Consider the following 26,689-nt stretch of genomic DNA (forward strand, 5'->3'; position numbering starts at 1 on the left):
GCATATGGCGCGCCGAGTTTTTTTGGTCTCTTGACGTCGTCCAGCCCTGGTTGGGCCTGGCGAGAAACGCCATCCTCCTACCCGATCATTCCCGCCGAAACAACTTATTTATAGATATATATAAAAAACGAAGTAAAGCTGTGAGCGCTTGTGAAGGTTGCCGTTTTTGCGTCATCTGCCAACTTCCCTTCACTCGGGATATGACACGGAAAAGACGGTATATTACGGCCCGTATCCCACGTGCGATGAGCCGTTTTTCACGCGCTCGGTTCGCTCGCTGTCCGAGCGGTCAGGCTTCGCGAATCTCACGAAATAATAATTTCTATTGTGTTTTAATTATTGCGTTGATAGTCGGGCCGTGACGATAAGATTTGCGGGAGAAAACCCATGTATGAGAGGCGCAACGTTCGTGCAGGCGTATTCCTGCCCCCACATCACGGCAACGATGAGGACGTGGCGCTCTGCATGCGTCGGGATTTCGAGCTTGTGGACTGGCTGGAGCATCTCGGTTTCGCCGAATTGTGGATGGGCGAGCATCATTCCGGTGGCATGCAAATATATGGCTCGCCAGAGTTGTTCATCGCGGCTGCGGCGGAACGGACCTCGAGGATCAAGCTCGGCGCCGGGGTGATCTCGGTGCCCTATCATCACCCCTATATGATTGCGGATCGCATCCTGCAGCTCGATCATCAGACACGCGGTCGGGCCATGTTCGGCTTTGGTCCCGGCATGCTGGTGTCCGATGCGCACATGTTGAACATCAAGCCGGAACAGCAGCGTGAGAGGCTGGTCGAAGGCTTGGATGTGATCGTCCGGTTGCTGGATGGCGAAATCGTCGATCACGATAGCGACTGGTTCTCGCTGCGGGAGGCGAGCCTCCAAATGGCGCCTTATAGCTTCCGTCGTCCCGAAATGGCGGTCGTGACCTCCAAGACGCCGATCGGATCGCGCCTGGCAGGCAAATACGGTCTAGGCATCCTCACTCATGGCGGCGGCGATGTTGCCGCGGCATGGAAGCTGGCGGAAGAAGCCGGCAGCGCCCACGGCAATCAACTCAATCGCGATAATCTTCGTGTCGTGGTCTCCTTCCACTTGGCCGAGAGCCGCGCGGATGCCGCTGCGGCCATGCGTTTCGGGCTCGAGCCGTGGCTGGCCTATCTGGAAGCACTCAACCCGAAAAGCTATGCGGATACGCGCGCCAAAGCCGGATCCGATCCGGAGCGCATCATCGCGGCGCGTGGCGGGTTGATCGGCACGCCAGACGATGCCGTCGAATATCTCGAGGCCTTGTGGGAAAAGACGGGTGGCTTCGGTTATATTACGATGACCGGGACCAACTGGATGGATTTCGAAGCGACCAAGCGGTCCTATGAGCTCATGATGCGCTACGTCATGCCGCGGTTTAACCGGGCCAATGCCCAACGGGAACGGTCCTTCAACTGGGTCCACGAGCGACGCGATGAATTCAGCGGTGCCAATCAGGCCGCTATTGCCAAGGCTGTTTCGGAGGGCGGGAAAAGCTGAGCCGGCAATATGGAGCAACTCGCGGGGTGGGCCGGTCGGTGTGAGGTGTGCGTCCCAGGTAAACTGGACGGCGCCGCCCCAGAGTCGGGCTATCAAGGGTGGCACTTCGGGTCGATTGGCGCAGCAAGACCACCTTTTTACCTACGGGCCTGCGCTGCAGCACTATTTCTTCCACCCCTTCGCCATGGCCTGCTTTTCCGCCGCCGCATCCAGCGGATCGCCGCTGATCTGGGCGTCCACATAGGCCATGATGGCGGCATCGCCGCTGGTCGCCATGCGATAGCTTCCTTCGGTCTGGCGGGGATGGCTGACCAGCGCGCGGACGGCCCAGCCGTCCTGGTCCCGACAGGCGACCCCGGCGGTGCTGGCGGTATCGAAGCTGCGGCAAATGTCGCCTTTGCCGTCCTTGAAGGTGAGGCGAACCCTGACCGGCGCAGCGGCGCCATCGGCATCCCCGGCGCTGGCAAGCTGGGTGTCCAGTGCCTGCGTCAGCTCTGCGCTTGCGACCAGCCCGTCCTGAGCGGTGGCGCCGTCCTTTGGCAGCATCTGCGCCCCGACGAACCCCGCCACCAGCGCCGCCGCGACGGCCGCCCATTGCGGCAGGCCAAAGCCTGCACGGCTTGTGCGCCGGGCGCGCGCTTCGGCCAGGCCTTGCACAGCCCCCTCGCTCGTTACAATTGCGGCCATGCCAGCCGGCACCGGGGCAGCGGCGACTGGATCGAACGCTGCGCGCAGGCCCGCCTGCAACCGGCGCTGCGCTTCCAGCTTCTCGCCCAGCGCGGGATTGGCGGCGACGAGTGTGGCGACGCGCTTGGCCTCGTCCTCGGGCAGTTCGCCATCGAGCCAGGCATAGAGCGTTTCGTCATCGATCATGGGGCCGATCCTTGGGTCCGTCATCTGCTCATCCTTCGCCCACAAGCGCCAGCAGCGCATTGCGTCCACGCACCAGCCGGCTCGACAGCGTGCCGACGGGTATCTCCAATATCTCAGCGGCCTCCCGATAGCCGCAGCCTTCGATCAGCACGAGCGCGACCGCCTCGCGCTGGTCGTCCGGCAGCCGGGTCATCGCTGCCATCATCCGGTCGAGGTCCAGCCGGGCTTCGAGGCCGGGCCGGGGGTCTTCGCCCACCTGCTCGCCGGCTTCCTCCGGCAGCAGGCGCGCGGCCTCTCGATTTCGTGCGCGCGCCGTATCGATCCAGGCGTTGCGCGTGATCCGATAGAGCCAGGAATCGAGGCGTGTGCCGGCCTGCCACTGGCTACGGGACCGCAAGGCGCGCTCTACGGCGATCTGCGCCAGATCGTCCGCGTCGGCGGCGCTGTGCGATAGCCCATGTGCGAACCGGCGCAGGCGCGGCAACATGGCAGTGAGGCCTTCCTCGAACCCGTCCAAGCCAATTCCTTTCAGCTCTTGTGGATGAAACGACGCGGCACGAGCGTTTCATCCAAAGCTTGAGAAAAAATGATAAGGACCGACCATGGCGCGACAATCAACCGCAATTCTCCTGATCGCCGCTCTGCTCGGCGCAAGTGCGCAGGCGCAGCTTCTACCGGGCAATCTTGGTCAGCTTCCGGGCCCGCTTCCGGGGCAACTTCCCGGCCAGATCGCCGGCGGCGTGGTCGATCCGCTCTTGCATGATGCTCCGGCGACCATCGGCGACGCGGTGGATACGCTCAGCATCCGCGCGGCCGATACGCTGGACCGGGTGTCCTTGCGCGATTTGCGCCGCGCCCGGCTCGATGCGCTGATCCGCGCCAACCGCGATGTGCTGGAGGCGGATGCCGACGGCCAGCCGGTGCGGCGGGGCGAGATCATCGCGCTTGATGCGTCCCCGGATCTGCTCGCGCGCCTCAAGGCGGCGGGCTTCGAGACATTGCGGACGGAGACGATGGCGGAACTGGGCCTGCGCACCCATGTGCTCGGCGTGCCGCGCGGCGAGACGGCGCGCAAGGCGCTGGAGCGCGCCCGCAAGCTCGCGCCGGAGGGCATGTTCGATCTCAACCATGTCTTCGAGCCAGCCGGCGGGGCGCTGGGCGGCGCGGACGGCGCAGCGGCGGCCGGCGAGAGCGGGGCCAGCGATGTGCCCATCGGCATGATCGACGGTGGCATCGCGGCCCATCCGGCGCTGGCTGGAGCATCGATCCGCCAACGCGGCTTTGCGGCGGGCGGGCCGAAGGGCAGCGGCCATGGAACGGCCATTGCCTCGTTGCTGGTCGGCCGGGACGGCGCCTTCAAGGGCGCGGCCACGGGGCGAGTATTGCTGGCGGCGGATGTCTATGGCGGCAATCCCGCTGCCGGATCGGCTGAGCTGATCGCGCAGGCGCTGGGCTGGCTGGTCAAGAGTGGCGCGCCCGTCATCACTGTTTCGCTGGTCGGCCCGCCCAATCAGTTGCTGGCCCGCGCCGTGGCGCTAGCGCAGCAGCGCGGCGTGATCGTCGTTGCGGCGGTGGGCAATGACGGGCCTGCTGCGCCGCCCATGTATCCGGCCTCCTATCCCGGCGTGATCGCCGTCACCGGTGTCGATGGCCGGGACCGGGCGCTGCTCGAGGCGGGGCGCGCCAGACATCTGGATTTCGCCGCGCCCGGCGCCGACATGGTCGCCGCGCTGCCCGGCAAGGGCTATGGCAAGGTGCGCGGCACCTCCTTTGCCGCGCCGCTCGTGGCGGCACGACTGGCCGCCGCGCAGGGCGCACCTGCGCGCCGCGTCACCACGGTCGCCGGCGAAGCGGTGAAGGGCAAGGGCAATGTCGGGCGCGGCATCGTCTGCAAAGCCTGTCGCACGGTGTCGGCGACCGCCCGCTGAAATTTTTTTGAGGGGGCCGGGATGAAGTCCCATCCGGCCATCGTTCTCCTTCCGACGGGCCAGAAGAGAGGCCCGCATCTTGAAGGAGATGACATATGAACCGGATTTTGATCACCACGTTCGCCGCTGCCGCTATTTTCGCGATGCCCGCGCAGGCGCAGCTCCTTGGTAATGCCGGCGGGTCGCTGGGCGGCACGCTTGGTGGCACGCTGGGCGGTGCCGGTAATCTCGGCGGTACGCTCCGCTCGGTTGGTTCTGCCTCGCAGAGCGTCACCGGCACCCTGTCCGGCGCGGGCCGGGCCGACACCAGCCGCTCGGTCGATACGCGCTCGGGTTCGGCCAGCGCCAATGCGGGTCTGGCCGGCACGGTCGCCGGCACCGTTGAGGGCGCCACCGCCGCGACTGGTCCGGCTGGCTCAGTGACCGGTGGCGGTGCGCTCGGCACCAGCCAGAGCATCGACAAGAGCGTCGGCGTCTCGGCGCAGGGTGTCGGCACCGATGCGGTTCGCAGCACGGCGGGCGAGGTCGTCGGAACGGCCCGCGGCACCGTGCAGGGCACCGCCGAGACGGCGCGGGGGACGGCTCGCGGAACGGTGGAGACCGCGCGCGGCACAGCACGCGGTGCGGCTCAAACGGCACGCGGTGCGGCGCGTAGCACGGCCAATGCTGCTCGCAACGCGGCCGGTCAGGTGCGTGATACCGCCGGCTCGGTGGATGCCAGCGGCACCGTGAGTGGATCGGTCCAGGGTTCCGGCGCCGCCAGCCAGTCTGCCAGCACCGGCGACGAGTAAGCCTCCCTCGCACCGTCGCCGTAGAACGGCGCTGTGTGGGACAGACCGTTCGGAATGCCCCGGCTTCGATAAGAGGCCGGGGCATTTCTCATGCTCAAGAGATGGCGCTTAGCGCGGCGTCCAGGCAGCTGCGGCCTTGAGGAATGCGGCCGTCTCTTCGTCGGCGCTCATATTGGCCGGCGGGAAGTAGCTGAGTTTAACCACCACCGTGCGGCTCGCCGGATCGACGAACACATATTGGCCCTGCAGGCCGATGGCGGAGTAGGAGCCGCCGCCCAGCGTCCACCACTGATAGCCATAACCCATCGGCCCTGCTTCCTTGGGGTCGGTCGGCCGCGTCGATTCGGCGACCCAGGCGGCCGAGACGATCTGCTTGCCATTGGCCTTGCCGCCATCGAGCATCATCTGCCCCACGCGCGCCCAATCGCGCAGCGTGGCATTGTAGCCGGCGCCGTTGAACTCGCGGCCGACGCCCGGCGGGCCATCCATGATGAAGAAGCCGTCACGCTCGGCGCCCAGCGGCTCCCACAGATGCTTGGTCGCATAGCCGGCAATGGTGTCGCCGCCGCTCACCCGCTCGATCAGCCAGCCGAGCACGGCAGTGTCGATGGTCTTGTACTGGAACACAGTGCCCGGCGTGTGCAGCCGCTTCACCTGCCGCGCCATGTCGGCAAAGCGCGAGACATTCTTGACCAGCGCATTGATATGATTGGTCGCCGCGATGCCGGGATTGGCGAAGTCGTAGCGTTCCTCATAGTCCACGCCCGAGCGCATCTGCAGGATGTGGCGGATCGACACGCCGTCATAGCCCGAACCCTTCAGCTCAGGCAGATAGGCGGTGATGGGATCGTCGAGCGACTTGATCCGCCCTTCCGCCAGCGCGCTGCCGATGAGAATAGATGTCAGCGACTTGGTCATCGACCAGCCCATGAAGCGGGTCTGCTCATTGCTATTGTTGCGGTAGATCTCGGTGACGATCTTGCCGTCCTTCATCACCAGCAGCGCGTTGGTATAGGTGCGCTCCAGAAGGTCGTCGGCCTTGTAGGTCGTGCCCTTATAGGCATAGCTGAAATCGAGCGGCTTGTCGTTGCGCGGGAGCTGCCAGATCGGCCCGGAGCGCGGCGCCGAGCGCGTGGTGAACAGCGTGTCCATGCTGCGGAAGGTCAGGGACGCGACGTCCGCATCGTTCATGTGCCAGCGCAGGATCTGCACGGCGGGCGCGACATCGGACTTCGCGCCGCTGGCCAGCACGGGTGGCAGTTCCTGCTGGGCGAGGGCAGGGGCGGCACAGATGGCGATGGGAGCCAGGGCCAAGCCGACCCGGCGAGCAAGATTTTTCATGATTATGTCTCCTCTCGTGCGCTGTGGGTAATCCGGGTGCGGGCGGACGGCAAGAGATCGCAAAAACGAACAGGCGGCACGCCGTGAAGCCTGCCGCCTGTCTGTCTCTTGTCGCCTCGAAAGGGCGATGTTGTGGGCGCTCAGGCGGCCGGCTGGGCCTCACCCTTGAGCCGCGCGGTTTCCGCCGAAGTCGACTGCGGTCCGGTGTTGCGGCTGGAAAGCCCGTTCTTGGCATTGCCCTTCACGAACGGTTCGGGATCGCCCTCGCGCAGTTGCAGACCGAAGATGGGCGAGAGACCGGGATGACGGCCGAGGCCACCATACAGATCGAACCCACGCTCGATCCAATCGCGCAGCGGATCGTCGTCGGTCAGCACGGGCGTATCTGCCACCGAGGCGGTGAACAGGAACACGGCGAGCAGACGGTAATCGGCATAATTGGGCGTGTCGCCACCGAACCACTTATTCTCCGCCAGCACATTGCGCATGATCTGGAGGTTTGGCGGCACCTTGGGCAGACGGTCTTCACGGCCCACAATGATGTCCTCGATCTTGCGGCCGAACATCCGCTCGCGCGATTCGGTAACATATTGGTGATCCTGCGGCAGCGAGCGATCACGATATTCCTTGAGGAAGCAGGTCATCCACGGGCTGATCGCTTCTTTCCACAGCCAGGCTTCCATGCCCTGGGTGAGGGCGCGCACGCTGGGGTGCGGGATGAGCGTCGGCCGGTCGGGATAGGTCTCGTCCAGATATTCGGCGATCAGCCAGCTATCGAGCACCCATTTGCCATCGTCGACGATCGCCGGCAGGCGCTCGGTCTTGCCGCCGGTCCGCTCGAGAATGCCGGTGAAGCCGCCGGGCACCGTGTCGATCTCAAAGCCCTTGTGGGCGATCGCATATTTCGTCGCCCACACGAAGGGGCTGATCGTCGCGCCGCTCGCCAACGCCAGATCGTAAAATGTAATTTTGTTGTCTTTTGCCATTGCAGAGCCTCTTTCAGTCCTCGCCATTGTCGGGCGCTGAATAGGGCGTTGCAATCTCGAATGCCAGTATTTTTGCGGCTAAGCGCAAGGGGAATGAGCAGAGCTGCGCGGGCCGCGCGCACTCTCTCATTGACTAAGTCTGGCAGGTGTCAGCTTTGCGCGATGAGGCCCCGGGCGGGTTCGGTCACGGTGAGCGTGGCGGAATCCGTCACCAGCCAGCACTCACCCGCTGCCCAAGGCTGTCCGTCGATCGTGCCCCGGCCGCTCAGCGGAACGAACCAGCAACGGCCATCGGCGCAGTCCAGGTCATGGCTGCCTTCGTGCCAGCGCTCCAGCGCCAGCGTGAACGGCGCCTCGTCGCGGCGGAGAAGCGTATCCGCATCCACTTCTGCGATGTTGACCGGCGCTCTGGTATAGGGCTCGGCCCGGCTCACGGCGACGCCGTCATCCAGATGCAGTTCGCGCGGGCGGCCATAATCGTAGAGCCGATAGGTCACATCGACATTCTGCTGCACCTCGACCAGCGTGACGCCAGCGCCGATGGCGTGGACAGTCCCGGCGGGAATGTAGAAGAAGTCGCCGGCCTTTACCGGCTTCCAGTCCATCAGATGCTCGATGCTGCCATCGAGCGAGGCGGCGCGCAGGGTCTCATCATCCAGCGGGCGGAGCGTCCCCATGCCAAGCGTCGCGCCGGGCTCGGCATCGAGGATGAGCCAGCACTCGCTCTTTCCGCCCGGCAGACCGCGCGCCTGGCCCTGCGCGTCATTGGGGTGAACCTGGACGGACAGGCGCTCGCTGGTGAAGATATATTTGACGAGCAGCGGCGGATGCTGGCCGTCCGGCCCATCGAACCAGACCTCGCCAATCTGCCGGCCCTGTCCATCGGGATAGGCCGCTGGCAGATCGGTGCGGCCCCAGGGCTTCTCGACATATTTGGTGGCAAGGCGAATGGCGTTCACGATTCAGCGATCCTTCAGAGCGACGCGCTTGCCGTCCATCCACAGTTCGAGGACCTGCGTCGCGGCAAGGTCGGTGGGGCTGGCCAGCTCGATGTCGCGGTCCAGAATGAGGAAATCGGCGCGCTGGCCGGGCGCGAGATTGCCAAAGCGCTCCTCGGCAAATGCGGCATAAGCCGCGCCGCGGCCATAAGCGCGCAGCGCCTCGGCCAGCGTCAGACGTTGCGTCGGCAACCAGCCGCCGGCCGGCTCGTTGCGGGCATCGAGCCGCGTGGTGGCAGACTTGAGGCCGATGAAGGCATCCGCCGGCTCCACCGGTGCATCGGAGCCGAATGCCAGCGGCACCTTGTTGTCGAGCATCGTCCGCCAGGCATAAGCGCCGCCCAGCCGCTCCGGCCCGAGCCGCCGCGTCGCCATCGCCCAGTCGGAGGTGGCGTGCTGCGGCTGCATGGAAGCGATCGTGCCGCTGCGGGCGAAACGGGCGAGATCGGCCGGGTCGACGATCTGCGCATGTTCGATCCGCCAGCGCCGGTCGCCCTTATAGGTCTCGCTCAGCTCCTCGATGGCGTCGAGAGTCTCGGCATTGGCCTGATCGCCAATGGCGTGAACGGCAAGCTGGAAGCCGTCCATTGCTGCCCGGCTCATCTGGTTGCGCAACTGGGCTGAGGTCAGCAGCGCTAAGCCGCTCTCCTTGGGCGCATCGGCATAGGGCGCCTTGAGCCAGGCGCCGCGTGACCCGAGCGCGCCATCCAGCACCAACTTGACGCCGCCCAGCCGGAGCCGGTCGTTGTAGAGCCACGGGGTGGGCGCAGGCCCGGCGATCAGCGCGGCCTGCTCCATGCCGGCGGCATAGCCCAGGATGCGGATTCGCAGCGCGCCTCGGTCGCCGGCGCGGCGATAGGCCTGCCAGTGCTCGATGCTGGTGCCCATGTCGGCGACGGTGGTGACGCCGCGCGCCAGCAGCGCATCCTGCGCGGCGGAGAGTGCCGCGTCATAATCCTTGGGCTGGGGACGGGGGAGAGCGGGCGTCATCAGCGCCATCGCCTTGTCCACGAGGATGCCGCTGGGACGCCCTGCCACCATCTCGATCCGCCCACCGACGGGGGCCTTGCTGGTCGGCGCAATCTTGGCGGCGGCCAGCGCGGCGGCATTGGCCCAGCCGGCATGACCATCGACGCGCTCCAGCCAGATCGGGCGCCCATCGCCCAGCCCATCGAGGTCGGCGGCAGTCGGGAAGCGGCCGAGGTTCCACTTCTCGTGATTCCAGCCAAAGCCGATGATCCACGGACGGCCGGGGTTGGCCGCAGCGAAGGCGGCGATCTTCTGCCGAGCCTCATCGAGCGAGTTGGTGTCGCTCAGGTCCAGATTGAGGCGCGAGAAGCCGAGATCGATGACATGGACATGCGCATCGATGATGCCGGGCATCAGCGTGCGGCCCTTGCCGTCAAAGCGGAAGCTCGGCCGATCGGGGCGTTTCTCGCCGCGCGCCAGTCGCTTCTCGACGCGTCCATCGTCGCTGATGATAAGGCCGGTGAAATGCACGAGATCGCCGGTCGCATCGACCGTGATGCCGTTCACATTATCGATCAGGCCCTGCGCGTCCGCGCGGGGTGCGCCCATGCCCAGCCCGAGCGCGAGCGCCGCCAGAACGGCGCTTGTCCTTCGTGCAAAATTCATGGCTTGCGCAGGCGCCTCACCAACGCGCTGGTATCCTGCCGTCCGCCGCCCATGGCGACGACCTCGGCATAATATTGATCGACCAGCGCCGTGACCGGCAATGTGGCGCCGAGCGTGCGCGCTTCCTCGAGGGCGAGGCCCAGATCCTTGCGCATCCATTCCACTGCGAAGCCGAAATCGAAGCTGTCCTCGCTCATCGTCTTCCAGCGATTGTCCATCTGCCAGCTTTGCGCGGCGCCGCCGCCAATCGCTTCCTGGACCTTGCCGAGGTCGAGGCCCGCTGCCTGCGCAAAGCGCAGCGCTTCGGAGAGACCCTCCAGCACGCCGGCGATACAGATCTGGTTGACCATCTTGGTGGTCTGACCCGCGCCGGCCTCGCCACAATGCACGATGCGGGCGGCGTAGCTCTGCATGACCAGCCGCGCTGTCTCGACCGCCGCCTGCGTGCCGCCGCACATCACCGACAGCGTGGCGCCCTGCGCGCCGGACTGGCCGCCGGAAACCGGCGCATCGACGAAATGAAGCCCCCGGCTCTCCGCCTCGTCAGCAAGCTGCCGCGCGATCTTGGCCGAGACGGTGGTGTGGTCGATGAACAGCCCGCCGGGGCGCATCGTGCGAAACGCGCCGTCGCGCCCGATGGTCACCGCCTCCAGGTCGGCATCATTGCCAACGCAGCTGACGACGACCTCGGCCTCCGCCGCCGCTTGCGCGGGGCTGACTGCCGCTTCGCCGCCATGTTGCTCGACCCAGGCCTGGGTCTTGCCCATCGACCGATTGAACACCGAGAGGTCGTGCCCGGCGGCGGCGAGATGCCCCGCCATTGGCCCACCCATCACTCCTAGCCCGATAAACGCGATTTTTGCCATAAGCAGGGCATAGTGGCAGTTTGCAGGATGCGCCAGATGGGAGTAGGGGGCGGCGCCATGAACAGGATCGAACCGCTTGAGCCCCTGACGGCCAGTGCCGATGCGCTGCCCGTCTCCGTCGCCGATGTCCGCGCGGCGGCGGCGCGAATTTCGGGCTCGATCCTGCGCACGCCCACCGTGGTTAGCAAGACGCTCTCGCAGATGACTGGCGCGACCGTGTATCTCAAGTTCGAGAACCACCAGTTCACCGCCGCCTACAAGGAGCGCGGCGCGCTCAATCGCCTGTTGCTGCTGGACGATGCGTCGCGGTCCAAGGGTGTCATCGCGGCGTCGGCCGGCAACCACGCACAGGGCCTTGCCTATCACGGCGCCAAGCTCGGCGTTCCCGTCACCATAGTCATGCCCATGACGACGCCGCTGGTGAAGGTGATGCAGACCGAGGGTCACGGCGCGACCGTGGTGCTGGAAGGCGAGAAATTCGAGGACGCCTATAATCACGCGCGCAAGCTGGAAGCCGAGCGTGGGCTGACCTTCGTCCACCCCTTCGATGAGCCGGACATCATCGCCGGGCAGGGCACGGTGGCGCTGGAGATGCTGGAGGACGCGCCGGAGATCGACACGCTGGTCATCCCCATCGGCGGCGGCGGGCTCTTCTCTGGCATGGGCACCGCTGCGCGCGGCATCCGCCCGGATATCGAGCTGATCGGCGTTCAGGCCGAACTCTACCCCTCGATGTACGATGTGGTGAAGAGCGCCAACCTGCCATGCGATGGCGATACGCTGGCCGAAGGCATCGCTGTCAAGGAGCCGGGGCAGCTCACGCGCCGCTTCGTCACCGCGCTCGCCAATGATGTGGTGCTCGTGACCGAGCGCGCGCTGGAACAGGCGGTAAGCCTGCTGCTCCAGATCGAGAAGACCGTGGTCGAGGGCGCTGGCGCCGCCGGTCTCGCGGCACTGATCGAGCACAAGCCGCTGTTCGCCGGCAAGACGGTGGGCCTGGTGCTGTGCGGCGGCAATATCGACACCCGCCTGCTCGCCAATGTGCTGCTGCGCGATCTGGCCCGTTCAGGCCGCTTGGCCCGCCTGCGCATCATCATGCAGGATCGCCCCGGCGCGTTGTTCCATGTCGCTCGCATCTTCGATCAGGAGGCGGTGAACATCCTGGAACTCTCCCACCAGCGGATCTTCACTAATCTCCCCGCCAAGGGCCTCACGCTGGATGTGGAATGCGAGACGCGCGACGAAGCCCATCTCCAGCGACTGATGCAGGCGCTGGCTGTGGCGGGCTACGATACCACCCCGGTCGAGCTGGCCTGAAAACGCCGTCGCGCCGGTGACGCGGCTTTGACCGGTCAGGTCAGCGGTGCATCGGGTTCCGGCTGGCTGGCATTTCTAAATGCCAGCGCCGTCTGGAGCGCGTCATCCAACGCGGCCACGCTATAGGGCTTGGTCAGCGTCGTGACGTGCGCGAACGCCTCGGGGTGCAGCGCGCCGCCATAGCCGGTCACGAAGATGCACGGTGTGCCCTTGTCTCGCAGCATTTGCGCCAGCGGATAGCTTTGCTGGCCATGGATGTTCACATCCAGAATGGCGAGGTCCAGCGCCTGTCGGCCGATCAGCTCTGCCGCGCTGTCGAAACTGTGCGCCAGAACGGGGTTCGCGCCGCGATCCAGCAGCTTGTCTTCCAGAACGAGCGCGATGATCGGCTCGTCCTCAACGATCAGGATGGTCAGGTCGTCCAGTCTCATGAAACAATCGATGCGTTGGTGAGCTTTGCCTTGATGGTGCACAGCAGGCCGGTCGGCCGAAAGTCTATGACGACGCCGCTGGCCCGCTCCGTCGAGAAGCCGTGCTCGATGAGGCGCGATCCGAAACCCCGACTTGCGGGTTGCTGGACGGGCGGACCACCGCGTTCTTCCCAACGCAGGTCGATCAATCGGTAATCCTCTTCTTCGTCCTCGATCGTCCAGCTGAGGTCTATGTGACCTTCAGGCACGGACAAAGCCCCATATTTCACAGCATTGGTGCAGAGTTCGTGAATGATCATCGAGAGGGACACTGCCGTCTGCGGCGCGATGGTGAAATCCCGGCCATCGAGATGCACCCGTGCCAGATCCTCGCCGATGGAGGCTTCGGCCGCACTGCGCACGGTCTCGATGAAGCCTGCGGTTTTCCAGTTGCTGGTCGTCAGCAGATTATGGGCCGCCGCCAGCGCCGCGAGCCGCGCATTGAAGGTCTGACGCGGAACCTCGGACCCGGGCATCTGGCGGAATGACTGCATCGCCAAGCCCTGGACGATCGCCAGCGTGTTCTTCACGCGGTGATTGAGCTCGTTCATCAGCAGCGCTTGCCGTTCTTCCGATTCCACCTGGTCGGTCACGTCATGGCCCTGGACGAACACCCCGGAAACAGTCCCGCCTTCGCCCACGGTGGGTTGATAGACGAAGTCGAGGTAGCGCTCCTGCACCTCGGTTCCCTCGTCATTCTGCAGCAGCACCTTGAGGCGGCGCCCGATGAAGGGTTTGCCCGAGCGATAGACCTGATCGAGCAGGTTCAGGAAGCGCTGCCCGCTGACTTCCGGCAGGGCGTCCTTCACCCGCTTGCCCAGCAGATCCCGGCCCCCGACCAGCTTGTGATACGCGGCATTCGCCATGCGGAACTCATGATCCGGCCCGTGCAGAATGGCCACGAAGCCCGGCGCCTGCTCGAACAGGGATTTGAACTGCCCGGCCTCTTCCGCAAGGTCCAGATTGCGCGCCTGCACGGCGTTGGCGCGCTGGATCAGGCCCATTTCATCGCGCATGGCCCGCAGCGTCTGCAGTTCGGTCACGTCGACCGTATGCTGCAGGATGTAGGCGACCTTGCGTGCCTCGTCCGCAAAGGGGGTGTGGGTCGCACTCCAGTAACGCACGTCCATGCCGCCGTCGGGCGTGGGAATGTCGTAGCGGATGAGCGCGATCTCGTCTTGCTTGCCGGAGGCGAAAACCCGCCGGAACGAGGCTTCCAGCTGCCGGTGACTCTCCGAGTCCGGGTCGCTCGGAAAGGCATCGAACATGTTCTGGCCCAGCAGCTTGTCGCGGGTGCGCATGGTCACCTGCAGATAGGCGTCGTTCATCCAGACGATCCGCAGATCGCTATCGAGCAACACATAGGGATTGGGAGAACGCGCCAGCAGGGCCTGAAAATCGATCGTCACGGAGCCCTCGGAAAAGACGGACGGCGGTAGAATCCAGCCCGACAATGCACGATCTTGCGCGTCGGTTGCACAGAGTCAATTTCATTCCACCGGCGCCGCCCAAAGCCCGACGATTTTTGGTCGCATCTGCACGGGCGGCGAAGGCCCGCTGCTCAGAACATCCCGTTCGCGTTCGGCCCGCCGAGCTTCACGTCCTGCGCGACATCCCAATGCTCCACAATGAGGCCGTTCTCGATCCGGAAGATGTCAACCACCGCCCAGCCGCTATCGTCCGGCCAGCGGCGGACGTGATAGTGGACGATGACATGATCGCCATCGGCAAACATGCGCTTCACATCATGCACGCCCTGGGGATGCACCGACCTGATATGGTCGAGAAACGCCTTGAATGGCGCGCGCCCCGTTTCGACCGAGGGATTGTGCTGGATGTAGTCGGGCGCGATGAACCGGTCTACGGCGCCCGAATCCATGGGGTTGAGCACCTCGTCGAAAAGGCCGCGCACCAGCGCCAGATTGGCTTCCTCATCGGCGGTATATCGCATCTCATCGCTCTCCATTGCGGCAGGGGTGCGTTATCGCACTTGTGCTCGTGCATATGCACCGTAAGACCAGCAGGGCAAAGGCCGCAACGGTCTGGCAGAGACAGCGTGGAGGGGAGGGCGACCGACCGGTGGATGAGGCGGACTTCGTCATCGTGGGGGCAGGCAGTGCGGGCTGCGTGCTGGCCAATCGCCTGAGCGCGCAGGCCGGAACCTCCGTCACGCTGCTGGAAGCCGGCGGTGAGTGCCGTCATCCGATCATCGATATGCCGCTCACCTGGATGCAGGCCGCCGCGACCGAGTGCTTCATCTGGGGCAATGAGAGCGAGCCGGACCCGCATATGGGCAATGGCACCCAGCCCATCCCGCGCGGCAAGGCGCTGGGCGGCAGCTCCTCGATCAACGGCACCATGTATATTCGCGGCCATGCGGCGGACTATGATCGCTGGCGCGATATGGGGCTCCCCGGCTGGGGCTTCGATGATGTGCTGCCCTATTTCCGCCGCTCGGAAACCAACTGGCGCGGCGCGGGAGCCGACCATGGCGGGACGGGCGAACTGCACGTCACCGCGATGAAGCCGGACCCGGTGCTGTTCCCGGCGTTCATGCGCACCGCGCGCAATCTGGGCTATGATGAGGAACCGGATTTCAACGTGCCGCGGCCGGAGGGGTTCGGCATCCCCGATTGCACGATCCGCGCAGGGCGTCGGCACAGCACGGTACGGGCGTTCATCGACCCGGTCCGGGGTCGCCCCAATCTGCGGATCGAGACGCACGCGCTCGCCTCGCGCGTCATCATCGGGAATGGCCGGGCGGTCGGGGTCGAGTATCGCAAGGGCGGGACCGTGCGTCAGGTGCGGGCGCGCCGCGAGGTGATCCTGTGCGGCGGCGCGATCAACTCGCCGCAACTGCTCATGCTCTCCGGCATCGGCCCGGCGGCGCATCTGGCCGATATGGGCGTGCAGGTGCTGCGCGATTTGCCGGGCGTGGGCGCCAATCTGCAGGATCATCCGATCGCGCTCAGCTTCTGGCAAGCCGCCGCGCCGGTGACCTTTGACGACCAGTTGCGGCTCGACCGGATCGCGCTGCACGCGGCGCGCTGGGCCTTGTTCGGCACCGGCAACATGGCGCAGAGCCCCATGTCGGTTCAAGGCTTCCTGCGCTCGGGGCCGTTGCAGGATCGGCCGGACCTGCAGTTCCAGATTGTCCACGCAAGCTACGCAGCGCGCCCTTGGTTCCCCGGGTGGCGAAAAGGCGCAGGGCACCAATTCTCGGCCGGCACGCTGCTGCTTAACCCCGAGAGCCGGGGCAGCATCGCGCTGCGGTCGGCCGATCCAGAGGCGCTGCCGAAAATTCACCTGAACTTCCTGAGCGAACAGGGCGATCTTGATCGGCTCTTATGGTCGATGCACTTCATGCGCCGTTTCTTCGCGACAGCGCCGGCCCGTGATCTGGTCGCCGCGGAAGTCGCGCCCGGACCTGATGCTGCGGATGATGCGGCGCTTGAAGGCTGGCTGCGCGCGACGGCGCGGAGCGGGGGCCATCCCGCCTGCACCTGCGCCATGGGCACCGACGATGCTGCCGTGCTGGATGCGCAGTTGCGGGTGCGCGGGGTCGAAAGCCTGCGGGTGGTCGATGCCTCCTCCATGCCAGCGCTGATCCGGGGAAATACCAACGCCCCCGTAATCATGATCGCGGAAAAGGCGGCTGACCTCATTCTGGGCAAGACGGCGCCGGCCGAGCCAGCGCAGCGGTGATGGACGAGCAGGAACGGCCAGACCGGATGAACCGGCGGCGACAGGGTGAGAGGATGGGACCGAGATGAGTCAGAGCGACGCAATTCTGCCGGCGGATGCACAAGCGGACCCGCCGGCGCCTGCCAAGGCGGCCAGCGGATTTCAGATCTACATCGTCGGCCTGCTGAGCTTCATCATCATGGTCATCGATGGCTATGACATCGGGTCGATGCCCGTCATCGTGCCGCATCTGGCGCAGCTTTGGGGGGAGTCACCGGCCTTGTTCGCACCGGCCCTATCCGCCGTGGTCATTGGCTTGGGTCTCGGCGCCTTCTTTCTCGGACCGCTGGGCGACAAGGTCGGGCGGCGCACGACGACCGTTGTGGCGCTGGGCGTTATCAGCTTCGCGACACTCGGCACCTCATGGTCGCAGACGGTCAGTCAGTTGTTCTGGTGGCGCTTGCTCACCGGCACGGCGCTGGGCGCCTGCCTGCCCAATGTGCTGGCGATCCTCGCGGAGGTGATGCCGGCCAAGCGGCGGGCGAGCGCGATGACCATTGTCGGCTGCGGCATTCCGGTCGGGGCAGCCGGTGCCGGCGTCGTGGTGCCATGGCTCACCGCCGGGCGCGGGTGGGAAGCGGCGTTCACCGTCCCGGCGACCTTCATGTTCGTGATCACGATTCTTCTCGCGCTGTTTCTCACGCGTCTGCCGGCGGCTCCCATAGCGGCCAAACCGGCGCGCGAGCGGGCGTGGCACTGGACTGACATTCCCATATTGGCGCCGCTGGGGCGCGGCTATCTGCTGCGCACCACGCTGTTTTCCGCGCTGTTCTGCTTCAACGCCTTGTCCATGTACATGCTGGCGAGCTGGCTGCCGACGGTGCTGCGCGGGGTCGGCTTCAGCTTCGAGACGTCGGCCCATATGGCTTCCATCGTGCAGATCGGCGGACTGGTCGGCGGCCTCATTCTGGCTACGCAGATCGACCGTCACCGCACGATTCCGGCGCTGTTGGTGGGCTATGCGCTGGTGTCGCTCGGCTTGGTGGCGCTGGCGGTGCTGGCGCCGACATTCGCTACCTGGGGTCTGCTCATGCTGATTATCGGCATGGGCGTCGGCGGCGCCCATATCGCCCTGACGGCCGTGGCCGCGAGCATCTACCCGATCACGATGCTGTCTGCCGCCATCGGTCTGGCGGTCGCCGTCGCGCGCGTGGGTGCCATGGCGGGCCCGCTCGTCGGCGGGGCGCTGATCGCTGCCAACATGTCCGCCGGCATGTTCTTTCTGGCGCTGCTGGTGCCGGTCGGCTGCTGCATCCTGTGCGTGCTCGCCTTCTCCAAGGCGCGGATCGCGACCGCGCCCTCCGCTCAGGAGGAGGCTGCAGCCTGAGCGGCCTCTTTCGTATCTGCGCCTTCTGAACTCTCAGAGGCCTCGGCAGTGCTCCCTCGCGGCGGGTGTTCGCTCGTCAGCAGATCGAGGAAGCGCTTCAGCCACCAGCGAATGTCCTGCGTTTCCACGCTGTCCATCATAGCCCGCCAGCGCGTCTTGCGCTCTTCGAGCGGCATGAGCAGCGCCTGGTGCAGCGCGTCGGCCAGTTCTTCCGGGCTGAACGGGTTGACCAGCAGGGCATCCTGCAATTGCTCGGCGGCGCCGGCATAACGGGAGAGGATGAGGACGCCGGGATTTTCCGGGTCTTGCGCCGCGACAAATTCCTTCGCGACCAGGTTCATCCCATCCCGCAATGGCGTCACCAGTGCGGCGCGCGCGGAGCGGTACATGCCGGAGAGGGAAAGCCGGTCATAGCCACGGTTCACATAGCGCAACGGCACCCAATGGGCGGTGGCGAACTCGCCGTTAATATGGCCCGACAGCGCATCGAGTTCGCGTCGGATGTCCTGATAGCTGGCGACCTGCTCGCGCGATGGCGGCGCGATCTGGAGGAAGGTGACCTTTTCCTGAAATTCGGGATGGTCCTGCAGCAAGCGGCTGTACCCGTGAAAACGCTGCTCCATGCCCTTGGAATAGTCCAGCCGGTCGACCCCCATGATGAGGTCGCGGCCTTCGAGACTGCGCAGGATGCTTTCGCGCGCTTCATCGGCTTCCGGGGTGGTCGCGCTTTTGGCGAAGTCCCCCGCATCGATGCCGATCGGGCAGGCGACGACCCGCACGGTCCGGTCGCCGATGCGGATCACACCGTCCGATATTTCCGCCTCGGGGAACTGGTCGTGGACATAATAGAGGAAGGAATCGAGCCAGGCCTGGCACTGGAAGCCCAGGAGATCATAGGCGAACAGCGCATTCACCAGCTTGGCGTGGCTCGGCAGGGAGGTCAGCAGGCGCGCGACGGGCCAGGGCGTGTGGAGGAAGAAGCCGGTGCGGTTGGTGACATCGCGTTTGCGCAGTTCCGCGCCGAGCGGGATGAGGTGGTAATCGTGGACCCAGATCAGGTCTTCGGGCGTGATGAGCGGCAGCAGGGTATCGGCGAAGCGCTCGTTCACCCTCGCATAACCGCCCGCGAAGTTGCGCTCGAATTCTGCGAGGTCGGTCCGGTCGTGAAAGAGCGGCCAGAGCGTGCGATTGGCAAAGCCGTTATAATATTCGTCGATATCCTGCGGCTCGAGGTCGACGGTGGCGGTGGTGACGCCATCGCTCTTGCTGAAATTCACATGACCGGTGAACGTCTCGGTTTCATTGCCCGACCAGCCGAACCAGATGCCGTTTGTCTCGCGCAGCGCCGAGGACAGCGCGACCGCAAGGCCGCCCTGATTGGCTTGTCCTTCCCCCGTCGGCGGGCTGACGCGGTTCGACACGATGACGAGGCGAGTCATCTGATGGTACTCCACGGCTTGCTGAGCAGAACGGCGCAGTTGATTAATCCAACCAACGAATAGGTTTGGGGATAGTTGCCCCACAGTTCGCCCGTGGCGGGGTCGATATCCTCCGAGAGCAGTCCGGCGGCGGTGCGACGGCTGAGCATTTCCTCGAACAACACCCGCGCCTCGTCGACCCGTCCGGTGGCGTGCAGCGCCTCAATAAGCCAGAAGGTGCAGACGTTGAAGGCGGTCGAGGGCAGGCCGAAATCGTCCTCGGTGGCATAGCGCAGCATGTGGCTGCCACGACGCAACCCCTGCTCGACGGCCTCGAGCGTGGTCTTGAATCGCGGGTCGCCGGGCGAGAGAAAGCGAAGGTCCAGCAACTGGATGATGCTGGCATCCAGATCGTCGCCGCCGAATGTCGCGGACATCCGGCCTGTGTCTTCCCGCCAAGCCGCATCGATAATGGTCTGGCGCATGCTATCGGCGCGCCCCTGCCAGAAGGCGGCCCGCTCCGGCAGATCGAGCGCGGCGGCGGCATTGGCCAGTCGGTCGCACGCCGCCCAGCACATGGCGGCGGAGTAGGTGTGGACATGGCTGCGGGTGCGCAGCTCCCACAGGCCGGCATCGGGCTTGTCATAGACGTCCCACGCGCGCTCGCCGACGGCCTCAAGCGCGTGAAAATCGTCGGTGCCGCCCATGCGCAGCAGCCGCCGGTCGAAGAAGCTCTGGGTGCTGGAGAGAACGATCTGCCCATAGGCATCGTGCTGGATCTGCTCGGCCGCCTGGTTGCCGACGCGCACCGGCCCCATGCCGCGATAGCCGGCTAACCCCGGCGCGATCCATTCGGTCAGCGTGGCTTCGCCGCCCACGCCGTACAGGGGCTGAATATGGCCACCGCGTGCATTGTCGACGAGGTTGCGCAGATATTCGAGATAGCTCTCCAGAACATCGAGCGCCCCGAGCCGGTTGAGCGCCTGGACGGTGTAATAGGCATCGCGAATCCAGCAGTAGCGATAATCCCAGTTGCGCCCGCTATCGGCATGTTCGGGCAGCGATGTGGTCAGCGCCGCGACGATGGCGCCGGTTTCCTCATGCTGGCACAGCTTGAGCGTGATCGCGGCGCGAATGACCGCCTTCTGCCACTCCACGGGCGTGGCAAGACCCCGCACCCAGCCCTGCCATTCCCGGATCGTCCGGTCGAGCATGGTGTCCAGCGTGATGCGCAGGTCGTCGGCAAAGCTCTCGTCTGGCCCGAGAAAGAAGTGCAGCGGCCGCTCGACCCGGAACAGTCGCTCGTCCTCGATCCAGCCGACGGGCGCCGTCGTCGTCAGGCGCAGGGTCATGTCCGAGAGCATGTAGCGGATGTGATTGGTGCCGCGCGTGCGGTTCGGATCGCGCGCGCCCCAGTCGCGCGCCGGGCGCAGGCGGATTCGGATGCGCGGACTGCCCGCCACCGGCTTGACGATGCGGGCATAAGCGACGGGACGGAACATGCGCCCGCTCCGGTGGAAACGCGGGCAGAAGTCGATGACCTCAATGGCGTTGCCATGCTTGTCCTCATGCCGCGTCACCAGCACCGGCGTGTTGCGCACATAATGCTGCGCCGTCTCCACGCAGTCTTCCAGGTCGATTTCCCAGAAGCCGCGTGCGCCCTCGGCGGCGCGCGGGGCCGGGTCGAGCAGGGAGGAGAAGGCCGGGTCGCCATCCACCCTGGGCACGCAGCCCCAGACGAAGCGGCCGGCCCGGTCGATCAGGGCGGAGACCTGGCAATTGCCGATAGGCCAGAGGTCGAGTGTTGCAGTCATCAGAGCAGGTCCTCCAGCCAGGCATGTACGGCGCGCGGATTGGCAAGCTTGTATTGGGCTGCGGTCGGCCGCCGATCGCCCACGATCACGCCAACGCCGCCAAGCGCCTGCGCGGCGAGAAACGCGGCCTCGTCTGTCTCGTCATCGCCAAGGAACCACGGCGAGGTGCCTGCCATGGGCGCCCGGCTCATCAGGGTACGCACGGCCTTGCCCTTGTCGCCGCCGGGCATCCGCAGTTCCGTCATCATCTTGCCGGGCTGGTAATGGAGGCCGAGGTCGTCAGCGAGGCGGGTGGCGAGGGCGGTGGCTTCCGCCTCGATCTGCGGCGCCATGCGGAAATGCAGCGCGACGCCATAGCTCTTGTCCTCGACGATCACGCCCTCATGCCGGCCGGCGAAGGCGCGAAAGTCCGCGGCGGCTTCGTCCAGTCCCTTGGGCCGCACCGGATGCGCCGCGACGCCGCGCCAGCGATGTTCGCTGCCATGGCTGCCGGACACCGCCAGATCTTGCGCGATGGGGCCGAGAATGGCGTCGATCTGCGCGATGGAGCGCCCACTCACGACCGCCAGACGCCCGTCGAGCCGCGTCGACAGCCGGGCGAGGAGGCTGCGCAGACGCTCGTCTGCGATCACCTCTTCGGGATGGTCGATCAGCTCGAAGAGCGTGCCGTCCAGATCCAGAAACAGGCTGAGATGGTCGAGGGTGTCGATTGAGGGCGCTGGAAGATCGAATGCGGACGGATGCGAAATGGTGATTCCCCTGTCATGCTTTGCGTCATGGTTTGCGTCATGGTTGGGTCCGCCGTGATTGGGTTCGGCGTGGCTCTCGTTGCGAACGCCCGCACATGGGGGCGGGTTCCTGTCTCGCGGCCTGGCCGAAGCGCGGCCGGGTCGCGTTCGTCGTCCGCGCATGATAGCGAGGCGCATGCTCAAGCCAACCCCATCCGCTATTTTGTTCGTCTGTCTCGGCAATATCTGCCGGTCGCCTTTGGCCGAGGCGGCCTTCCGCCACGAGGCGTCGCTGGCGGGCCTTGATGTGACGGCGGACTCGGCAGGCACGGGCGACTGGCATGTCGGGCGGCCGCCCGATCCGCGCGCCCAGGCCACCGCGCTGCGCCATGGCATTGACATCTCGACCTACCGCGCGCGGCAGATCGGGCTGGCGGATTTCCAGCGCTTCGACATGATCTTTGCGCTGGATGCGGACAATCTCGCCAGCCTCCGGCGCCTCGCGCCCGCAGGGCATCGCGCTCATGTCGGCCTGTTGCTGGACATGGTGCCGGGCCGGGAAGGGCAGGCCGTGGCCGACCCCTATTTTGGCGATGAAGCCGGGTTCGATGTGACCTGGCGGGACGTGCAGGCGGCGGCGCGCGCGCTGGTCAGCCGGTTTTGATCTGCGCGTAGAGGCGGTCGATGTCGGCCGGGCGGGCGAGGTCGGTGCCCGGCGTCAGCACCGCTGCAGTGCCACCGGCAATGCCATAGCGGAAGGCATCTTCCACCGGCCAGTCGCTGGCCAGCGCATAGACCATCGCGGCGACGAAGCTGTCCCCCGCGCCGACCGCGCTTTTCGCGTCGATGGGGATGGCGGGGTGATAGACGGTGCTCTCTGCCGTCGCCAGCACCGCCCCTTCATGGCCAAGAGTGACCGCGACATAGCGCGCGCGGCCCGATCGCACGATGTCCTGCGCTGCCGCCGCAATGGCGTCCGGGCCTTTCAGGTCGCGCCCGACGAGCTGCTGCAATTCGCCCTGGCTAGGCTTGACCAGCAGCACATGCTCGCCGCTCAGGCCACCGCGCAGGCCGGCGCCTGAACTGTCGAGCACGAAGCCGATGCCGCGCGGCGCCAGCGCGGCGGCAAGCTGCCCGTAGAAATCCTCCGGCACCCCGGGCGGCAGCGATCCGCTGGCCACGAAATAATCGCACGTCACCTGACTGAGCTGGTCGAGCGCCAGCCGCCATTCGGCCTCCACCACCACCGGCCCCGGCGGTGTGAAGCGATATTCCTTGCCGCTGTCCTTCTCCAGCACCGAGGTTGCGACGCGGGTTTCGCCCTGGATCGGGATCTGCGCGCGCACCAGTTGATGCCGGTCGAGCAAGCCATCGAGCGCCACGCCGGTCGCCCCGCCGGACAGGTAATGCACCCGCGCATTGCCGCCCAGCCGCACGAACACGCGGGCGACATTGATGCCGCCGCCGCCGGGATTATGATATTCGCCAGCCGTCCGCATCTTGTGCGTGGCAAATACCTTGTCGACCTCATAGGCCACATCGATGGTGGGATTGAGGGTGAGCGTGGCGATGTTCTTCATGCGCATGGGCTAGCAGGATGCGCGCGGTGATCAAAGCCGTGCCGCGCTGTGCGGCAGCCGGTTGCATTGGTGGAGCAGGCGCGGCACGATGACGAGCAGGGCGTTTACGCGCCTGGCAGCGCGAATTATGACAAGATAAGTTCGATTCGAATTGTTAGTTAGGTCAACTAAAGTTAGACATTGAACCAACGGAGCGGGTGACGCGACATTCGGCGCAAGATCGAATGGGCATCACTTGTTTGCTGGACTCCATCTGGGGTTCGGAAGGGAGAGTATGGCTGGAGATGCTGCGGACGGCCCGAATGACCATGGCCTGGATGATGGCGGCCCGCCACCATCTGCCGGGCCGGTGAGGCAGCGCCTCGGGGTGCTTCGGCAACTCCTGCTGGCGCTACTCTGCCTTCCGCTGCTGCTGACGATCAGTTCCGCCAGCGTTCAGGCCGTGCCGGGCGGCAATGAGCTGATCTCCAGCCATGCCTATGCGGTGTTCGGCACCCCCAAATACGGCCCCGGCTTCAAGCATTTCGACTATGCCGATCCCAAGGCGCCCAAGGGCGGCACGCTGCGGGTGGCCTATATTGGTGGCTTCGACAGTCTCAATCTCATGGCCCTGCTTGGCACGCCGCCCATCGGCATGATGCAGGTCTATGAGCCGCTGATGCGGCGCAGTTCGGACGAGCCGGCGATGCGCTACGCGCTGGTCGCTGAGTCGATCACCTATCCCAAAGATATTTCATGGATGGATTTCCATCTCGATCCCCGCGCGCGCTGGCATGATGGTGTGCCGATCACGCCCGAGGACATCATCTTCACCATCGATCAGGCCAAGGGCCTGGTGACGCCCTCTCTCAAGCGCCTTGAACAGGCCGTGACGCGTGCGGAAAAGCGCGGGCCGCACACGGTGCGCGTCTATTTCACCCAGCCCAATAATCCCACGCTGCCGACGGTGGTGATGGATATGTGGCTGCTCCCCCGCCATTATTACGCGAAGCACCCGCTCAACGCCGCCTCGCTCGACCGCCCCTTGGGCAGCGGCCCCTATAAGGTCGGCCGTTTCAGCCAGGGGCGCTGGATCGAATATGAGCGCGTGAAGGATTATTGGGCCAAGGATCTGGCGGTCAACAAGGGCCGCTACAACTTCGACATCATCCGGCACGATTATTACCGGGACCAGACGGTGGCCTATGAGGCCTTTCTCGCCGGCAATGTCGACTTCCGGCAGGAAACGAGCGCGGTCCGCTGGGCAAGCGAGAAGCAGTTGCCGGCCTTCCGCGCGGGCCAGATCAAGCGGCAGGTCATCGATTACCGCAGCCCGTCCTTCTATCTGGGCATCGTCATGAACACGCGGCGGCCCGCGCTGGCGGATCGCCAATTGCGGCGCGCGCTGATGCTGGCCTATGATTTCGAGTGGGTGCGCCGGACCCTGCTCGCCGGGCATCATGGCCGCCTGCACAGCTTCTACACCAACAGCGAGTTTGCGGCCGAGGGCTTGCCTCAGGGCCGGGAGCTGGAGCTGCTCCAATCCGTGCGGGACGAGGTGCCGGGCGAGGTGTTCACCAAGGCGCCGGACCTGCCGGTTGGCGGGAACTGGCGCAACCGCCGGGCCAACCTCATCGAAGCAGTGCGGATCCTGCGGGCGGCGGGCTATCGCTATCAGGACGGCCGGCTGATCGACAAGACAACCGGTCGCCCCATGGCGCTCGAGCTGATCAGCTATTCCCCGCTGATGGACCGGCAGGTTTCGCTCTTTGTCGAGAATGCGCGGCAGCTTGGCATCGCCATCAGTTTCCGCTCGTTCGACAGTGCGCAATTCCGGCATCGGCTGCGTCATTATGATTATGATCTGCTGCTCAACATCCCGATGTTCCCCGGCCATGAAACGCCGAGCATCGGCCAGACACTGATCTGGGGGTCGCACGCTGCGGATCAGCCGCAATCGCTGAACTATCCGGGCGTCAAGAATCCGGCCGTCGACAAGATGCTCGCGCAGATGATCACCGCGACGGACAGGGAGACCGTGGTCGGCGCGATGCGGGCGCTCGATCGCATCCTGCTGTGGAATTTCTACGCCATACCCTTCCAGCATGATTACCCGGCGCCGGTGGGGCAGATGCCGATCACCTATTGGGACCGCTTCGGCATGCCGAAAAAGCAGCCCGCCTATAATTTCCCGATTATGACGCTGGATACGTGGTGGGCCGACCCCGGCAAGACGGCCGGGCACGCACAAGGACAGTCATTATGACGGCGCTCTGGTCCTATGTCGCCCGCCGGCTCCTGCTGATGGTGCCGACGCTGATCGGCATCGTCACGATCACCTTCATCATCATCCAGTTCGTGCCCGGCGGCCCGATCGACCAGATTCAGGCGCGGTTCGCCGGCACCGCGATGGACGCGACGGCCACCATCGGCGGCAGCGTCGATACGGGGGCGAGCAGCGGCATCATGCCCACTGGCGAGCTGGACCCGGCGATGGTGAAGGAGTTGGAGAAGCTCTACGGTTTCGACAAGCCGGTGCTCTATCGCTACTTCAAGATGCTCGGCGATTTCGCGCGGTTCGAGTTCGGCAATAGCTATTACAAGGACCAGCCGGTGATCGATCTGATCATCGAAAAACTGCCGGTGTCGATCTCGCTGGGCCTCTGGACCACGCTCATCACCTATCTCGTCGCCATTCCGCTCGGCATCCGCAAGGCCGTGCGCGCGGGCACCGCGTTCGATGCCTGGTCGAGCTTCTTCGTCACCATCGGCTATGCCATTCCCGGCTTCCTCTTCGCGGTGCTGCTGGTCGTGCTGTTCGCCGGCGGTACATTCTGGAGCATCTTCCCGGCGCGGGGGCTGGTCTCGGACAATTGGGAGGAGCTCTCGCTCATCGGCAAGGTGCTCGATTATCTGTGGCACATCACCCTGCCGGTCGCCGCGATGGTCATCGGCGCCTTCGCCAACCTGACCATGCTCACTAAGAATTCGATCCTGGATGAGGTCGGCAAGCAATATGTGACGACGGCGCGAGCCAAGGGCCTCTCAGAGAACGGCGTGCTCTATGGCCATGTCTTCCGCAACGCGATGCTCATCGTGATCGCCGGCTTTCCTGCTGCCTTCGTCAGCGTGCTGTTCACCTCCTCGCTGCTGATCGAGGTGATCTTCTCGCTGGATGGCCTTGGGCTGCTCGGCTTCGAGGCGACGATCAACCGGGATTATCCCGTGATGCTTGGCTCGCTGTTCATCTTCTCGCTCCTCGGCCTGCTGACCAATCTGCTCGGTGACGTCACCTATGTGCTGGTCGACCCCCGCATCGATTTCGAAAGGCGGGACGTCTGATGAACGCCGAAACGCCCGTCGCAGCCCC

Annotated in this window: 23 protein-coding genes; 9 read left to right on the forward strand and 14 right to left on the reverse strand. The window is 65.4% G+C overall.

All coding sequences use genetic code 11. The annotated features are described in order from the left end of the window. The first annotated feature begins 387 nt into the window (after positions 1 to 387). The gene (locus M2332_RS13865) at positions 388 to 1,524 is read left to right on the forward strand and encodes an LLM class flavin-dependent oxidoreductase (protein ID WP_264574515.1); all 1,137 of its coding nucleotides are present in this window, start codon (positions 388 to 390) and stop codon (positions 1,522 to 1,524) included. 162 nt (positions 1,525 to 1,686) lie between these two features. Here M2332_RS13865 and M2332_RS13870 read toward each other — a convergent pair whose 3' ends face one another. Both M2332_RS13870 and M2332_RS13875 read right to left on the reverse strand, forming a co-directional pair. Beyond that, the gene (locus M2332_RS13870) at positions 1,687 to 2,397 is read right to left on the reverse strand and encodes an anti-sigma factor family protein (RefSeq protein ID WP_264574516.1); all 711 of its coding nucleotides are present in this window, start codon (positions 2,395 to 2,397) and stop codon (positions 1,687 to 1,689) included. A 28-nt stretch (positions 2,398 to 2,425) separates the two neighbouring features. After that, on the reverse strand, positions 2,426 to 2,884 hold the full coding sequence (locus M2332_RS13875) for an RNA polymerase sigma factor (protein WP_264572366.1): 459 nt from the start codon (positions 2,882 to 2,884) through the stop codon (positions 2,426 to 2,428). Between the two features lie 115 nt (positions 2,885 to 2,999). Here M2332_RS13875 and M2332_RS13880 point away from each other — a divergent pair, with 115 nt between their 5' ends. Both M2332_RS13880 and M2332_RS13885 read left to right on the forward strand, forming a co-directional pair. Beyond that, positions 3,000 to 4,325 carry a S8 family serine peptidase gene (locus tag M2332_RS13880; RefSeq protein WP_264574517.1) on the forward strand — a complete coding sequence of 442 codons (1,326 nt, stop codon included), beginning with the start codon at positions 3,000 to 3,002 and terminating at the stop codon, positions 4,323 to 4,325. Positions 4,326 to 4,420: 95 nt separating this feature from the next. Next, positions 4,421 to 5,116 (forward strand): hypothetical protein, encoded by a 696-nt coding sequence (locus tag M2332_RS13885; RefSeq protein ID WP_264574518.1) that lies wholly within the window; start codon positions 4,421 to 4,423, stop codon positions 5,114 to 5,116. Positions 5,117 to 5,224: 108 nt separating this feature from the next. Here M2332_RS13885 and M2332_RS13890 read toward each other — a convergent pair whose 3' ends face one another. The 5 genes from M2332_RS13890 to M2332_RS13910 all read right to left on the reverse strand — a co-directional run bounded on the left by M2332_RS13890 (position 5,225) and on the right by M2332_RS13910 (position 10,942). Next, complete coding sequence (locus tag M2332_RS13890) at positions 5,225 to 6,457, reverse strand: serine hydrolase domain-containing protein (RefSeq protein WP_264574519.1); 1,233 nt, start codon at positions 6,455 to 6,457, stop codon at positions 5,225 to 5,227. Positions 6,458 to 6,597: 140 nt separating this feature from the next. Beyond that, a complete protein-coding gene (locus tag M2332_RS13895) occupies positions 6,598 to 7,443 on the reverse strand; it encodes a beta-etherase (RefSeq protein WP_264572128.1) in 846 nt (281 codons plus the stop codon). Positions 7,444 to 7,592: 149 nt separating this feature from the next. Continuing rightward, entirely contained in the window at positions 7,593 to 8,402 is an 810-nt protein-coding gene (locus tag M2332_RS13900) for a class I mannose-6-phosphate isomerase (protein ID WP_264574520.1), read from the reverse strand. 3 nt (positions 8,403 to 8,405) lie between these two features. Next, positions 8,406 to 10,076 (reverse strand): amidohydrolase, encoded by a 1,671-nt coding sequence (locus M2332_RS13905; RefSeq protein ID WP_413715961.1) that lies wholly within the window; start codon positions 10,074 to 10,076, stop codon positions 8,406 to 8,408. Beyond that, on the reverse strand, positions 10,073 to 10,942 hold the full coding sequence (locus M2332_RS13910) for an NAD(P)-dependent oxidoreductase (protein ID WP_264574521.1): 870 nt from the start codon (positions 10,940 to 10,942) through the stop codon (positions 10,073 to 10,075). Before M2332_RS13910 ends, M2332_RS13905 begins: the two co-directional genes overlap by 4 nt. Positions 10,943 to 10,999: 57 nt before the next feature. Here M2332_RS13910 and M2332_RS13915 point away from each other — a divergent pair, with 57 nt between their 5' ends. Continuing rightward, entirely contained in the window at positions 11,000 to 12,259 is a 1,260-nt protein-coding gene (locus M2332_RS13915; protein WP_181558795.1) for a threonine ammonia-lyase, read from the forward strand. 35 nt (positions 12,260 to 12,294) lie between these two features. Here M2332_RS13915 and M2332_RS13920 read toward each other — a convergent pair whose 3' ends face one another. The 3 genes from M2332_RS13920 to M2332_RS13930 all read right to left on the reverse strand — a co-directional run bounded on the left by M2332_RS13920 (position 12,295) and on the right by M2332_RS13930 (position 14,680). Then, entirely contained in the window at positions 12,295 to 12,690 is a 396-nt protein-coding gene (locus M2332_RS13920) for a response regulator (protein ID WP_264574522.1), read from the reverse strand. Beyond that, the gene (locus M2332_RS13925) at positions 12,687 to 14,138 is read right to left on the reverse strand and encodes a sensor histidine kinase (RefSeq protein WP_264574523.1); all 1,452 of its coding nucleotides are present in this window, start codon (positions 14,136 to 14,138) and stop codon (positions 12,687 to 12,689) included. Before M2332_RS13925 ends, M2332_RS13920 begins: the two co-directional genes overlap by 4 nt. Positions 14,139 to 14,290: 152 nt before the next feature. Then, on the reverse strand, positions 14,291 to 14,680 hold the full coding sequence (locus M2332_RS13930) for a nuclear transport factor 2 family protein (RefSeq protein ID WP_264574524.1): 390 nt from the start codon (positions 14,678 to 14,680) through the stop codon (positions 14,291 to 14,293). Between the two features lie 128 nt (positions 14,681 to 14,808). Between M2332_RS13930 and M2332_RS13935 the strand changes: the two genes are divergently transcribed. Both M2332_RS13935 and M2332_RS13940 read left to right on the forward strand, forming a co-directional pair. Next, positions 14,809 to 16,434, forward strand: a complete 1,626-nt coding sequence (locus M2332_RS13935; protein WP_264574525.1) for a GMC family oxidoreductase — start codon at positions 14,809 to 14,811, stop codon at positions 16,432 to 16,434. Positions 16,435 to 16,498: 64 nt separating this feature from the next. Continuing rightward, positions 16,499 to 17,800, forward strand: coding sequence for an MFS transporter (locus M2332_RS13940; RefSeq protein ID WP_264574526.1), 1,302 nt, complete (start codon positions 16,499 to 16,501; stop codon positions 17,798 to 17,800). On the opposite strand, the gene M2332_RS13945 is transcribed toward M2332_RS13940, so the two are convergent. From M2332_RS13945 to otsB, 3 genes are read right to left on the reverse strand one after another with little or no spacing between them, the layout of a single operon-like run. Further along, positions 17,779 to 19,239 carry an alpha,alpha-trehalose-phosphate synthase (UDP-forming) gene (locus tag M2332_RS13945; protein WP_264574527.1) on the reverse strand — a complete coding sequence of 487 codons (1,461 nt, stop codon included), beginning with the start codon at positions 19,237 to 19,239 and terminating at the stop codon, positions 17,779 to 17,781. The two genes, M2332_RS13940 and M2332_RS13945, sit on opposite strands and share 22 nt — an antisense overlap. Further along, a complete protein-coding gene (locus M2332_RS13950; protein ID WP_264574528.1) occupies positions 19,236 to 21,032 on the reverse strand; it encodes a glycoside hydrolase family 15 protein in 1,797 nt (598 codons plus the stop codon). Before M2332_RS13950 ends, M2332_RS13945 begins: the two co-directional genes overlap by 4 nt. Beyond that, entirely contained in the window at positions 21,032 to 21,943 is a 912-nt protein-coding gene (gene otsB / locus M2332_RS13955) for a trehalose-phosphatase (protein WP_264574529.1), read from the reverse strand. Before otsB ends, M2332_RS13950 begins: the two co-directional genes overlap by 1 nt. A 13-nt stretch (positions 21,944 to 21,956) precedes the next feature. Between otsB and M2332_RS13960 the strand changes: the two genes are divergently transcribed. Then, positions 21,957 to 22,424, forward strand: coding sequence for a low molecular weight protein-tyrosine-phosphatase (locus tag M2332_RS13960; RefSeq protein WP_264574530.1), 468 nt, complete (start codon positions 21,957 to 21,959; stop codon positions 22,422 to 22,424). Here the strand turns inward: M2332_RS13960 and M2332_RS13965 are convergent. After that, entirely contained in the window at positions 22,411 to 23,340 is a 930-nt protein-coding gene (locus M2332_RS13965) for a 1-phosphofructokinase family hexose kinase (RefSeq protein ID WP_264574531.1), read from the reverse strand. The genes M2332_RS13960 and M2332_RS13965 overlap by 14 nt on opposite strands. 274 nt (positions 23,341 to 23,614) lie before the next feature. Between M2332_RS13965 and M2332_RS13970 the strand changes: the two genes are divergently transcribed. Both M2332_RS13970 and M2332_RS13975 read left to right on the forward strand, forming a co-directional pair. After that, complete coding sequence (locus M2332_RS13970) at positions 23,615 to 25,585, forward strand: extracellular solute-binding protein (protein WP_264574532.1); 1,971 nt, start codon at positions 23,615 to 23,617, stop codon at positions 25,583 to 25,585. Continuing rightward, entirely contained in the window at positions 25,582 to 26,661 is a 1,080-nt protein-coding gene (locus M2332_RS13975; protein ID WP_181558805.1) for a microcin C ABC transporter permease YejB, read from the forward strand. The genes M2332_RS13970 and M2332_RS13975 overlap by 4 nt, the downstream gene beginning before the upstream one ends. Positions 26,662 to 26,689: the final 28 nt, after the last annotated feature.

The organism is Sphingobium sp. B11D3A (genome assembly GCF_025961695.1).
Taxonomy (GTDB): domain Bacteria; phylum Pseudomonadota; class Alphaproteobacteria; order Sphingomonadales; family Sphingomonadaceae; genus Sphingobium.